A 13,378-nucleotide genomic window follows, 5' to 3' on the forward strand; every position below is an offset into this window, starting at 1 on the left:
CAGTCGGGTAAGTTTTGTATAAGTATGACAGTAGACAAAAAAGGTCTACGCCCTTATTCTTTTGCTAAGATAGCTTTTAGGCTTTGAATTTCCTTCTCTAAAGCCCTATTTTTTTCATCTTGTTTTATCACATATAAAGTCAGCTCTTCTATTTTCTGTAATAATTTAGCTTGCATTTCACCCAAACTTACTCCGTTCTCTTTAACTTCTGCTTCCGATGGAATATCAGGTAAATGTTTGTGTTCATCTATATGAGCTTTGACTTCTTCTAAGGAACGAAGCTTATAATCTTTATCGAAAACGAAATCTGCCCAACCGGTCTCTACTTTTACTTCGGTTGCACGAATGGTACCTACTACGTCTAGTTTATTTTGGGGATTATCTGTTCCAATGCCGACATTGCCCCCATTGAAGAAAGTCGCTCTTTCGGTACTAATCGACACTTTACGCTGATACTCATTATTTTTTGTAGTACTATACATCTCAATAGCACTGTACAATTGTTCTGTGCCTCCACCTCCCGGTCTTAATAGTAACTGGTTGTGAGCATTTATTCCAACTTTACTCCCTATAATAAAATCATGACCATCATATTCTACAATAGTTTGTCTCCAACCAGAATTTACACCACTCGCTCTTAAATACAATTTGCCTGCTGCAATTGTACCATTTACATCAAGTCTATAATTTGGATTATCTATTCCGATGCCAACATTACCATTTCCAGTAATGCCTAAACGATATAACCCCGCTGTAAAGATTTTTATTCCACCATATGCACTTAACCAAAAGAACTTCCACCTGTATTCCATGAGTCTTGTGCCCATTGAAGAGCATAATGGCCCATTACTTTACTGTCATAATTGAAATTATCATTAGGACTGCGTGTTATACGATAACCATTGGGTACTATTATATTCTGAGACCGAATATCCCCCGCCACATCCAATTTATATCCCGGATTTTCAGTTCCGATGCCGACATTCTGAGTTGTGGTAATTTTCGTCCCTCCGTCTTTCCATTGTGCTTGAGAAATTAAACTCAGCATAGAAAAGCTAAAAAAAAGCAATTGTTTTTTCATCGTAAATTATTTTGCAAGTAATTGTATTAAGCTATAAACAAGTCTGAACTTCTAAAAAATAAGGGGCTTCATCAGCCCCTTAATATTTATTAAATCAATCATTAAAATGGTATAAGAATAATACATTCGTTTCGAAAGCATTCTTATTAGAATCTTTAATCTCCATTACTACTCTCATTTCAGTTTTGATAGTTCCTCGTAAATTGAGCAGGCTTAACAACTTCACCCTGATCCTTACTTCACTGTCAACCACCACTGCCTGATTGAACTTCAACTTATCCATACCGTAGTTGATCATCATTTTCAGATTATTCACTTCCACAATCTGATCCCACAAATAAGGTAATAACGAAAGAGTTAAATACCCATGAGCAATAGTATTATGGAAAGCGCTTTTTTCTTTAGCCTTTTCTACATCAACATGTATCCACTGATGATCTAATGTAGCATCTGCAAAAAGATTGATCCTGTCCTGAGTTATTTTTAGATAATCAGACACACCAAGTTCCTGTCCTACATATTTTTCAAAATCTTCGAATGAATTAATTACTACTTTGCTCATATTATTTATTTTACTGTTTTTTAAGGTCTTTGACCCATTTATTTTTTCATTTCACGCTCGAAGGATAAGCTTATATTACACCTAATATATCCCCGTCACAATGGCATAATCAATAACAGTTCATCTCTTATACCACTCTATTCATAAACAAATATACGCTTTTTACTTAATTCCAAAAATACAAGAGAAAAGCTAACCTAGTAATCTCAACCAGAGATAAAAAAACTTTATTATCTTTGTGCAGTCTATCAACACATATTCCAGAATTTAAGGTTATAAGTCTTTTATCACTTCGATAAATAGAACAACCGAAGTTTGGTTATGGTTGAGAACATATCATTAATTCTATCAATTTACATAATTAAGGATACACCATAATTCTATGTTTGAAAATTTAAGTGACAGATTAGACAGATCGTTTAAACTCTTGAAAGGTGAAGGAAAAATCACCGAAATCAATGTAGCGGAGACTTTAAAAGATGTACGCCGTGCTTTACTTGATGCCGACGTAAACTTTAAAACAGCAAAGCAATTTACTGAAACCGTAAAAGAAAAAGCTCTCGGACAAAACGTGCTTACTGCCGTAAAACCGGGACAATTGATGGTAAAGATCGTTCATGACGAACTAGCTTTGCTTATGGGTGGAACTGCTGTAGACATCGACCTGAAAAGTTCTCCTTCGATCATCTTGATGTCTGGTTTGCAAGGTTCGGGAAAAACTACTTTCTCGGGAAAATTAGCGAATCTGCTTAAAACAAAAAAAGGGAAAAAACCTCTGCTTGTAGCAGATGATATATACCGTCCGGCTGCAATAGAACAATTGAAAGTATTAGGAACCCAAATAGATGTTCCTGTATACTTTGAAGAGGGCAATAACAATCCGGTTGAAATTGCTCAAAACGCAATAAAGAAAGCTAAAGCCGACGGAAACGATGTAGTTATCATAGACACTGCCGGACGTTTAGCGATAGATGAAGCGATGATGGAAGAAATCGCCTCAATCAAAAAAGCCGTAAAACCAAATGAAATATTGTTCGTCGTAGATTCTATGACCGGACAGGATGCTGTAAATACTGCCAAAGAATTTAACGACAGATTAGACTTCGACGGTGTTGTTCTTACCAAATTAGATGGTGATACTCGTGGTGGTGCTGCCCTTTCGATACGTTCGATTGTGAATAAACCCATCAAGTTTGTCGGGATGGGCGAAAAAATGGATGCACTAGATGTGTTCCACCCCGAACGTATGGCTGACCGTATACTCGGCATGGGTGATATCGTTTCACTTGTAGAGCGTGCACAGGAGCAATACGATGAAGAGGAAGCCCGTCGCCTTCAAAAGAAAATTGCAAAAAATCAATTCGATTTCAACGACTTTATATCTCAGATACAGCAAATCAAAAAAATGGGTAACCTCAAAGATCTTGCTGCAATGATACCCGGTGTCGGCAAAGCAATGAAAGATATAGATATAGACGACAATGCTTTCAAAAGTATCGAGGCCATTATCTACTCGATGACTCCACAAGAGCGTACAAGTCCCGAGTTACTGAACGGCAGCCGCCGTCAACGTATAGCAAAAGGAAGCGGCACTTCGATACAGGAAGTGAACAAATTGATCAAGCAATTTGACGAAACCCGCAAAATGATGAAAATGATGACTCAAATGAAAGGCGCAGGCAAACTGATGTCAAAAATGCCGGGAATGAGAAGATAAAACTATCCACCTGTATATAAAGAGGAATATTCCATTGAGATATTCCTCTTTCATTTTTCAGAAAATTATATCAACCCAAAACTTTCCTTAACAATGATTTTAATAGACGGAAAAGCAGTATCTGCCCAAATGAAACAGGAAATAGCGGCAGAAGTAAAACAAATAGTAGAACAGGGAGGAAAACGCCCTCATTTGGCCGCAGTATTGGTTGGTCATGACGGAGGAAGCGAAACCTATGTTGCCAATAAAGTAAAAACCTGTGAAGAAGTAGGATTCAAATCGACTCTTATCAGATACGAAAGCGATGCAACCGAAGATGAGATTCTGGCTTGTGTAGACCGTCTGAACAACGATACTGATGTTGACGGGTTTATTGTTCAATTACCTCTGCCCAAACATATATCCGAACAAAAAGTAATTGAAGCCATCGACTATCGAAAAGATGTAGATGGTTTTCACCCTATCAACGTAGGACGTATGTCTATCGGGCTGCCCTGCTTTGTATCGGCAACTCCCGCCGGTATATTGGAACTGTTGAAACGTTATGAAATACCCACAGCGGGTAAAAACTGTGTTGTACTAGGCAGAAGTAATATAGTAGGCAAACCTGTTGCTAATCTGATGATGCAGAAAGGTTATCCCGGAGACGCAACAGTAACTGTTTGCCACAGCCGCACTCCTAATATTAAAGAAATATGCCTGCAAGCGGATATTATTATCGCAGCATTGGGTGTACCCGAATTTCTGAAAGGTGATATGGTAAAAGATGGTGCTACCATTATTGATGTCGGTACAACCCGTGTACCTTCAACAGAAACCAAATCGGGTTTTAAATTAAAAGGTGATGTAGCTTTCGATGAAGTCGCAAAAAAAGCAGGTCATATTACTCCTGTTCCCGGAGGTGTGGGACCGATGACTATTATCTCGCTTATGGGAAATACTCTTTTAGCAGGAAAAAAGGCCATATACAAATAATTGTATTGTGCGGGCGTATTGCAACGCCTGCACAACATAACGAGTGGGTCTGAGAGCTTTAATAATTAAATAATCCGGCTTACAACAGCATGCTCTGTTTTCTCAAAAACTTCAGAAAAAGGCATACTATTCACTGCAATCGGTTTGTGAACAGTCAATATAATGGTATTTCCGGCTCCAAGAGGAAATACACCCCATCGAGTCATTTTCCATGCATTATTAATTGTTACGGGAACCATATAAGCAGACGGAGCATATTTACAAAGTATTTTCAAACCGTTCTCTGCAAACTTCCCGGGTTTTCCGGTTACACTTCTTGTTCCTTCAGGAAATATTACCGCTGCACGTTTATTCTCCTCAATATATTCTCCTAATTTTCTGATAGCAGACAACGACTGTTTAGCGTCTTTTCGGTCGATAAGTACCGAACCTCCATGATTAAGATTATATGAAATGCTGGGAATACCTTTTCCTAACTCTATCTTGCTTACAAATTTGGGATGTATTTTTCTCAGAAACCATCCGATCGTAGTTATATCATACAAACTCTGATGATTAGATGCAATTATCAAGGGTTCATTTGCCGGAAGATTCTCAATCCCCTCTATTTTATATCGGGTTCCCAGAACGTATGTATTAAATACCAAGAAAAAACACAATACATCTACACTTTTCTTATGGGCATCGTATCCGAATAAATTGAAACTCAGCCATTGTATAACATGGAAAATAACAAGAGTCAAGCCAAAAAGCAGGTAATAAATTACAGAAAGAGGATATGAGATGATTTTTCGCATTGGTTTTATAGTTATATATGTCACACTTCTAAGCCAGAACAGCATTAGTAATTATAATTATCTCAGGAGAAAAGTCCGAGACCCTAAATGAAACCTAAAAGTAGCAATAATACTGATATCAGCCTAACTCCATCAAGCGACAAAAGAACAAATACAATCATTTGCATTCTAATAAGGAACAATCAAACACAAACTAACACTCTATACTATAGAATTTTACAAAAAAGAAAATAAAAATCTATGTCAATCAAAAATAGTTTCATTTTAAATAGTTACTTTTGAAACGAGATTGCAATAAGAAAGCAATTTCATTGTTTAAGCAACATTTTTTTCAGAATTAAACATATAATAATTTCATGAAATCATTTTTTATCGGAAATATGGAAGTAAAACTTCCTGTCATTCAAGGAGGAATGGGTGTTGGGGTTTCTTTATCCAAATTAGCATCGGCAGTAGCCAATGAAGGAGGTATCGGAGTTATATCGTGTGCAGGCTTAGGGTTGATATACAGCAAACAGCCGGGCAACTACCTTAGCCGATGTATCTCTGGATTGAAAGAAGAAATACGCAAGGCTAAAGAAAAAACCAATGGCATAATAGGAGTAAATATCATGGTGGCACTTACCAATTATGCTGATATGGTAAAAACATCAATCTCAGAAAAAGTAGATGTGATTTTTGCAGGAGCCGGACTGCCGTTCGATCTGCCGTCTTATCTGACCAAAGAAAGCACCACAAAATTAGTCCCGATTGTATCTTCATCGAGAGCTGCTAAGATACTATGCGATAAATGGAAAAACAACTACAATTATCTTCCCGACGCTATCGTCATAGAGGGACCTAAAGCGGGAGGACATCTGGGTTTTAAAACAGAACAAATAGACGATGAACATTTCTCTCTCGAACAAATCATACCTGAAGTCTTAAATATCACTACTCAATACAAAGAGGAAAAGGACATACCAGTAATAGTAGCGGGAGGTATCTCTTCGGGTAAAGATATACACCATTTTTTGGATATGGGAGTTTCAGGAGTTCAAATGGGAACAATATTTGTCACTACGGAAGAGTGTGATGCATCAACCGAATTCAAAAATGTATTCGTTAATGCTAAACGAGAAGATATAAAAATAATCCAAAGCCCTGTGGGAATGCCCGGACGGGCTATTGACGGAGAATTTATCCGAAGTGTGGAGAAAGGACAGGAAGTGCCCAAAAGTTGTCCATTTCATTGTATCAAGACATGCGACTATAGTAAAAGCCCTTACTGTATCGTACAAGCTCTTTATCAGGCAGCAAAAGGAAATATGAAAAAAGGATATGCCTTCACAGGAATCAATGTTCACCTTTCTGAAAAAATTTCGAGTGTGAAAGAAGTTATCGAAAGGCTGAAATCTGAATTCAGAGGAGCTCAATTAGAAGCATAAGTCCATGTCGACTCAGTTAACGTTCAATCTTTCATTTTTTGATAGGTTGAACGTTTTTTATTACAAATATATAGTTTGGGGGCTATCAAATCACCTATAAAAACTTACTCGACAACCTTATATAAAAAAGAAAAGGTTGTCATCCCGACAACCTAATTCTCAATTATTAACCTTAAATCTAATACTATGAAAAACACGTTGCAAATATAGACATGTCTTATCAATTTTGAAAAAAAATAGAGTATTTTTTACACTAACTAACCATTATTTAACTTTGATTAGGATTCGAGACAAATAATTAAAGATGTTTTACAGCATGTATCAATCCTATCTATCATACGGATATAAAGTACATAAATCCTTTATAAACTGCCTGATATTTTCCACTCTTCGGTTTATGTATTATCTTTGCACTTCTTGAAAAAGGTCTGATACTTTTTTCAGGTTTTATCAAGCATAACAACAATAGGTCTGTGACCTTAAGTAAATATATGAGCGAGTTAGACAAAGAAATTCATAGACGACGTACATTTGCGATTATCAGCCATCCCGATGCGGGTAAAACTACCTTAACAGAAAAGCTTCTGCTATTCGGGGGTGCAATCCACGTAGCCGGGGCTGTAAAATCGAATAAGATAAAAAAAACAGCCACATCCGACTGGATGGAAATAGAAAAGCAACGTGGTATATCGGTTGCAACATCTGTGATGGGCTTTGAATACGATGGCTATAAAATCAACATTCTGGATACACCCGGTCACCAGGATTTCGCAGAAGACACTTTCCGTACACTCACAGCTGTAGATAGTGTTATCATAGCAGTAGACGTTGCCAAAGGGGTTGAAACGCAAACCCGAAAACTAATGGAAGTCTGCCGCATGCGGAAAACTCCGGTGATGATCTTTGTCAATAAGATGGACAGGGACGGAAAAGATCCTTTCGATTTATTAGACGAACTCGAAGAAGAACTAAAAATAAAAGTACGTCCTCTGAGTTGGCCTATCGACAGCGGACAAAGCTTCAGAGGTGTATATAACTTATATCAGGAAAAGCTTGACCTATATACACCAAGTAAACAGACCGTTACTGAATCTATCGAATTTAAGGACATAAACAGTCCCGAACTCGAAAGACATATCGGAGACTCGCTTGCTGCAAAATTAAGAGAAGACATCGAACTGATAGAGGGAGTATATCCCGAACTCGATATAGACACCTATCTGCAAGGAGAAGTAGCTCCCGTATTTTTCGGATCAGCGCTGAATAACTTCGGGGTAAAGGAGCTTTTGGACTGTTTTGTAAAAATCGCCCCCTCTCCCCGCCCTATCGAGGCTGTAGAACGTGTAGTGAAACCCGAAGAAGAAGCATTTACAGGCTTTATATTTAAAATACATGCCAATATGGATCCAAACCATCGCTCATGTATTGCATTCGTAAAAGTATGCTCAGGTAAATTTGAACGTAATGTCAATTACAAGCATGTAAGATTTAACCGTCAGATGCGATTCTCTTCACCAACGGCATTTATGGCTCAGAAAAAAGAGACTGTAGATGAGGCTTTTGCCGGAGACATTGTGGGATTACCCGATACCGGAAACTTCAAGATCGGTGATACTCTGACATCAGGTGAAGAACTCCATTTCAAAGGTTTGCCAAGTTTCTCTCCTGAAATGTTCAAATACATAGAGAATGCAGATCCGATGAAAACCAAACAGTTGCAAAAAGGTATTGACCAGTTGATGGACGAAGGTGTCGCACAGCTCTTTATAAACCAGTTTAACGGACGTAAGATCATCGGAACCGTTGGTCAGCTTCAATTCGAAGTTATACAATACCGTCTGCTCCACGAATATGGAGCTCAGTGTAAATGGGAACCAATCAATCTGTTCAAAGCATGTTGGATAGAAAGCGACAATGAGGATGAATTAGAGAACTTCAAAAAACGAAAATCCCAATACATGGCAAAAGACAAGGAAGGGCGAGATGTATTTCTTGCCGACTCAAACTATGTATTGATGATGGCTCAACAAGATTTTAAAGATATACGTTTCCACTTCACATCCGAATTTTGAAAACTAAATTAATCATAAACCCCGAGTATAGAGAGTTGGAAGATTTCATCCGAAATCTTCCGAAAATATTTGGTTTTACAGGCCAGACCATATATGACGGACGGAATATTATTAAAATAATAAATACTAACAATATAAAAGTTAACGTTAAATCATTTCGGAAACCTAATATTATAAATAAATTTGTATACGGGAATTTTAGAAAATCTAAAGCTCAGAGATCATTTGAATACGCTAACATACTAATCAAAAATAACATCCACACTCCTAATCCTATCGGATATATGGAGTTAAGATCTGGAATAAGCTTTGGTGAAAGTTTCTATATTTCAATACAAGAAGACTTTGACGGAATCATGAGAGAATTCCAAAAGGGAGTTTTAGCAGGCAGGGAAAGATTATTGCAACAGTTTGCTCAATTCACAGCAGATATGCATGAAAAGCAAATCCTGCATATGGACTATTCGCCCGGGAATATTCTCTACAAGCAATCTGTTGAAGATTTTCAGTTTTATCTGGTCGATCTAAATAGAATGTATTTTGGGAAAATTTCAAAAGAAAAAGGCTGCAAAAACTTCTGCCGCCTATGGGGTAACGAAGAAATGATAAGCTATATTGCATCAGAATATGCCAAGGCCAGAGGCTTTGATATAAAAACATGCATAAAACTTACACTATCCTATCATCGTGAATTTTGGACTAAATTTTCAGCAAGACATCCAGGAAAAAAGCCTTATATAGAATAGAATTAACATTTACACTTAATAATGAAAGTATCTTTAATCGTAGCAACCTACAATAGACCTGATGCATTAGCAGTATATTTAGATGGAGTAAGACACCAAACCAGGTTACCTGATGAAATAATAATTGGTGATGATGGCTCCAAAGAAGAAACCAAGATATTAATAGATGAAATAAGTAAAGACTTCCCTGTTCCAATAATACATCTTTGGCAAGAAGACAATGGCTTCAGAAAATCAATGATGAGAAACAAATGTGTAGCACAAGCAAAAGGTGAATATATTATCGAAACTGATGGAGATATATTCATGCATCCGATGTGCATACATGATCATCTGCGCTTAGCCGAAAAAGGATACTATGTAAAAGGAGGGAGAGTAAATCTGGGCAAAAATTTATCTGAAAAAATTTGCCAAAGCAGGCAGTCTAGAAAAATATACCCATGGACAAAAGGAATTGAATCAAAACCCGAAAATGCATTTCGACTCAATATTGTTTCTCTATACCTGGCTTCCCGCTATCGACAGAATGCTTCTCCAGCCCTTGGAGCTAATATGTCGTATTGGAGAGAAGACTATATTAAAGTAAACGGATATGACGAATATTTTGAAGGTTGGGGAGGGGAAGATGTAGACCTAGGTAACCGATTTTTACTTAGTGGACTAAAAAAACGCTACCTCAAATTTGCAGGTCTAGTATATCATTTATGGCATGAAGATAAACATATGTATAATAAAGAACAAAACTTTAAATACATGAAAGAACAAAAAACTGAAAAAATTATTCGGTGTAAACATGGAATCGACCAATATCTATAAGAAGTTTTATTCTGAAAGTCGATCCATTATAGACTAACGCGATAAATTACCTGTAAGTACTTCCTCCATCTTATCTATTACAATCCGGGAATCAATATCCAAACATTCATATCGATTTTTTCGGATACATGGTTTTTCTCCGAAAATTGAGCACGGCTGACATTCGAGTCTTTTACATATTGCGGATCCAATATCCTCTTTGCTCGGATAATAGCCATTCTCAGGTGTTGTCGCCCCCCAGATAGATACAACCGGGGTATGCAGAAGAGAAGCCAAGTGTAAGTTGGCAGAATCCATGGAGAGTACTAAACTGCATTTTGCGATAATCACAGTTTCATAGCCAAAAGGAATTCTATCTACCAGAGAAATTATAGAAGGATATTTCTCGACCCATTTATCCACCAAATTCTTTTCCTCATATCCTCCTCCTAAAATAAGAACCTGATATAGGCTCGTTTGACTCGAGAAATAACCAACGACCTGCTCCATTTTATCTAACGGATATATTTTAGTCTTTTCTTTAGAAAATGGAGCAATAGCGATCAATCTCTTAGTTAGATCTATTCCTATTTCTCTACATATTGAACTTACATCTTGATTTCTAATTTTAGAAGGATCTGAAACTGGACAAATATCAGTATATCCCAATTTACGGAGAGTATCAGTATGCAACCCAATCATTGTTAATCCATCCAAACATTTATTTAATAGTCTCTTATCTGAACGGAATTCAGTTTCATCAGTAATTGCAATCAACACATCATTCTTTTTTCTTAAAATGTATTTATGCAATTTTTTCTCAAAAGTTTCATATTGTAGAAAAGCTATTCTATTAAATAATTTACTACAAGATTGTATTCTATAAAGGAACAATTGCCTTCTAATAAAATACGATATACCTCTAAATATACCTTGGCTTTTTTTTCCAACCATTGGAATGAAAAGAACATTACCCGGCATAATGTCAAGCAAGTTATCAAAACGTTCATTAGTTATCACCGTAAAGGTCTCATTTTTATATTTTAGAGCCAATGATACCACTAACGGAAGCACTATTAAGGCGTCTCCTATCCTATGATTTCGAATAATTAATGTATTTCCCATAAAATAAAAAAGAACAATCGCTTTTTATACAAAACGGAGACAAAGATAATGATCTTTAGAACCTAATATCTACTTCTCTTTTATTTTTTTCATTTAAGTATAAACACTTACAAAACTCCAAACAAACACAAATATCAGAATACTCAAAATAAGCAAATAATATAATATTTAGACAAAATACAACAACACATACCGATCTAAATGCTTCAGCATTTATCAAAATTCAAACACAATTATTCCTCAAAACTGAACATAAACTATATCAGAAAAAAAAGCTACTTTTGTAAAAAGAAGAACTAACAAATGAGAAAAACTATTCTTATAGATTTAAGGTATCTAGAACACCTTAATAATGGATTTGGACAATTGTCTATTGACTATGGTAACTATATAAAGAACAATCCGGAAAGTATTAAAGATCTAAATATAACTCTTTTTGTCCCCGAAGAATACATCGGTAAATTCGGAAATCATGTCAAGTATCTGAAGTTCTCAAAGAAATATAAGAGATATCCATTTTTACTACCTACGTTTGATATTTGGCATTCAATAACTCAACAGGCGAAATACATATCATTATCAGCTAACACTGTCCGCATTATCAGTGTACATGACCTAAATTTTCTATACGAAAGAAATACTAAGAAAGCTAAGAATAAATTAAAAAGACAACAATCAATACTGGATATTGCAGACATAGTAACAGCCGTCTCTCAATTTACCATTGAAGACGTAACTAAACATATTGATCTACACAATAAGCCTATTTTACTCAATCATGTAGGTGTAAGAAATAATATAAACGATAAGGAAACTAAACCAGACAACATCAAATCGGATAAAAAATTCTTCTTCACAATAGGACAAATGAGAGAAAAGAAGAATTTTCATGTTCTTTTAGATTTAATGAAAATTATGCCAACTTATAATTTGTATATATCTGGAGATAATCATTTCCAATATTCTAAAGATATTGAAAAACGAATTATAGATGAAAAAATACTAAATGTATTTATAACTGGGCCAATCAGTCCCTCTGAAAAGATCTGGATGTATAAAAACTGTTCTGCTTTCCTATTTCCCTCCAAATTTGAAGGATTTGGAATTCCTGTAATAGAGGCTATGAGATTCGAGAAACCAGTGTTCTCATCGCGAATGACCAGTTTAAGCGAAATAGGAAACAAATATGCATTCTTCTGGGATAATTTCGATGCTGAGCATATGAAAAGAATTATAGATGAAAACATGAATAATTTCTATTCTAACAAACAATTTATCGAAGAACAAAAACAATACGCTCTATCATATACGATAGATAAACATATGCAGACATATTTCAATATATATAGAAATGCAGAACTAAAGAAAAACAAAACAATAGTCGAAACTTTCAAAAATTATATTAAGTATATTTTCAGCTAACTTTAACAAGATTAAATCTTAATAGAAGAATTCAGATTTCAAAGTTTATTCTTAGGCCTAAGAATAAACTTTTTGTATTTGCATATGTACAAAAAAAGAAGTCCCGTAAGTTTTAGACTTACAGGACTTCGAGTTTAAAAGACGGCGGTTACCTACTCTCCCACATAATTGCAGTACCATCGGCGTGGGTGGGCTTAACTTCTCTGTTCGGAATGGGAAGAGGTGGATCCCCAACGCTATAACCACCTTAATATCTTTGATCTTATATATTAAGACGTGATGTAAAAAGAACAAGTTTTTTTCAAACTCATATCTAGCAAACCTGTTACACAGGCGAAGTTTTTATGAAAAAGTTTCGGGCAATTAGTACTACTCGGCTATGACATTACTGCCTTTACACCTGTAGCCTATCAACGTCGTAGTCTACAACGACCCTTATAAGGATATCTTATCTTGAGGCTGGCTTCGTACTTAGATGCTTTCAGCACTTATCCAATCCGCACTTAGCTACCCGGCGATGCCCCTGGCGGAACAACCGGTAAACCAGCGGTGCGTCCAACACGGTCCTCTCGTACTAGTGTCAGATCCCCGCAAATATCTTACGCCCACGATAGATAGAGACCGAACTGTCTCACGACGTTCTGAACCCAGCTCGCGTG

Annotated in this window: 12 protein-coding genes and 2 rRNA genes; 7 read left to right on the forward strand and 7 right to left on the reverse strand. The window is 36.3% G+C overall.

The genetic code is table 11. From position 1 onward, the window contains the following. Window positions 1–53: 53 nt before the first annotated feature. From K322_RS21045 to K322_RS0117205, 3 genes are all read right to left on the reverse strand, one after another. Window positions 54–812, reverse strand: coding sequence for a hypothetical protein (locus K322_RS21045; protein WP_051290910.1), 759 nt, complete (start codon window positions 810–812; stop codon window positions 54–56). Continuing rightward, entirely contained in the window at window positions 782–1,081 is a 300-nt protein-coding gene (locus K322_RS0117200) for a hypothetical protein (protein ID WP_026627990.1), read from the reverse strand. The genes K322_RS21045 and K322_RS0117200 overlap by 31 nt, the downstream gene beginning before the upstream one ends. Window positions 1,082–1,175: 94 nt before the next feature. Beyond that, a complete protein-coding gene (locus K322_RS0117205) occupies window positions 1,176–1,643 on the reverse strand; it encodes a MaoC family dehydratase (RefSeq protein WP_026627991.1) in 468 nt (155 codons plus the stop codon). A gap of 382 nt (window positions 1,644–2,025) precedes the next feature. Between K322_RS0117205 and ffh the strand changes: the two genes are divergently transcribed. Then, entirely contained in the window at window positions 2,026–3,360 is a 1,335-nt protein-coding gene (gene ffh / locus K322_RS0117210; RefSeq protein WP_026627992.1) for a signal recognition particle protein, read from the forward strand. 93 nt (window positions 3,361–3,453) lie between these two features. Further along, the gene (folD, locus tag K322_RS0117215; RefSeq protein ID WP_026627993.1) at window positions 3,454–4,335 is read left to right on the forward strand and encodes a bifunctional methylenetetrahydrofolate dehydrogenase/methenyltetrahydrofolate cyclohydrolase FolD; all 882 of its coding nucleotides are present in this window, start codon (window positions 3,454–3,456) and stop codon (window positions 4,333–4,335) included. 65 nt (window positions 4,336–4,400) lie between these two features. Here folD and K322_RS0117220 read toward each other — a convergent pair whose 3' ends face one another. Continuing rightward, entirely contained in the window at window positions 4,401–5,132 is a 732-nt protein-coding gene (locus K322_RS0117220; RefSeq protein ID WP_026627994.1) for a lysophospholipid acyltransferase family protein, read from the reverse strand. Window positions 5,133–5,488: 356 nt separating this feature from the next. On the opposite strand from K322_RS0117220, the gene K322_RS0117225 reads away from it, so the two are divergent. The 4 genes from K322_RS0117225 (at window position 5,489) to K322_RS0117240 (ending at window position 10,193) form a co-directional block, all read left to right on the forward strand. After that, window positions 5,489–6,559, forward strand: coding sequence for an NAD(P)H-dependent flavin oxidoreductase (locus K322_RS0117225; RefSeq protein WP_026627995.1), 1,071 nt, complete (start codon window positions 5,489–5,491; stop codon window positions 6,557–6,559). A gap of 491 nt (window positions 6,560–7,050) precedes the next feature. Next, window positions 7,051–8,631, forward strand: coding sequence for a peptide chain release factor 3 (locus K322_RS0117230; protein ID WP_026627996.1), 1,581 nt, complete (start codon window positions 7,051–7,053; stop codon window positions 8,629–8,631). Next, entirely contained in the window at window positions 8,628–9,377 is a 750-nt protein-coding gene (locus K322_RS0117235) for a lipopolysaccharide kinase InaA family protein (protein WP_026627997.1), read from the forward strand. Before K322_RS0117230 ends, K322_RS0117235 begins: the two co-directional genes overlap by 4 nt. Window positions 9,378–9,398: 21 nt before the next feature. After that, the gene (locus K322_RS0117240) at window positions 9,399–10,193 is read left to right on the forward strand and encodes a glycosyltransferase family 2 protein (protein WP_026627998.1); all 795 of its coding nucleotides are present in this window, start codon (window positions 9,399–9,401) and stop codon (window positions 10,191–10,193) included. Window positions 10,194–10,226: 33 nt separating this feature from the next. Here the strand turns inward: K322_RS0117240 and K322_RS20500 are convergent, their stop codons facing one another. Then, window positions 10,227–11,297 carry a glycosyltransferase family 9 protein gene (locus K322_RS20500; protein WP_051290912.1) on the reverse strand — a complete coding sequence of 357 codons (1,071 nt, stop codon included), beginning with the start codon at window positions 11,295–11,297 and terminating at the stop codon, window positions 10,227–10,229. Window positions 11,298–11,600: 303 nt separating this feature from the next. Here K322_RS20500 and K322_RS19930 point away from each other — a divergent pair, with 303 nt between their 5' ends. Beyond that, the gene (locus tag K322_RS19930; protein WP_051290914.1) at window positions 11,601–12,719 is read left to right on the forward strand and encodes a glycosyltransferase; all 1,119 of its coding nucleotides are present in this window, start codon (window positions 11,601–11,603) and stop codon (window positions 12,717–12,719) included. 139 nt (window positions 12,720–12,858) lie between these two features. Here the strand turns inward: K322_RS19930 and rrf are convergent. Both rrf and K322_RS0117260 read right to left on the reverse strand, forming a co-directional pair. Continuing rightward, a 5S ribosomal RNA gene (gene rrf, locus K322_RS0117255) occupies window positions 12,859–12,969 on the reverse strand. Between the two features lie 92 nt (window positions 12,970–13,061). Next, window positions 13,062–13,378 (reverse strand): 23S ribosomal RNA (locus K322_RS0117260); the annotation flags it as partial.

Origin of the sequence: Indolivaga capnocytophagoides DSM 22835, from assembly GCF_000426485.1 — a bacterium.
In the GTDB taxonomy this organism is placed as follows: Bacteria; Bacteroidota; Bacteroidia; order Bacteroidales; family Dysgonomonadaceae; genus Dysgonomonas_A; species Dysgonomonas_A capnocytophagoides.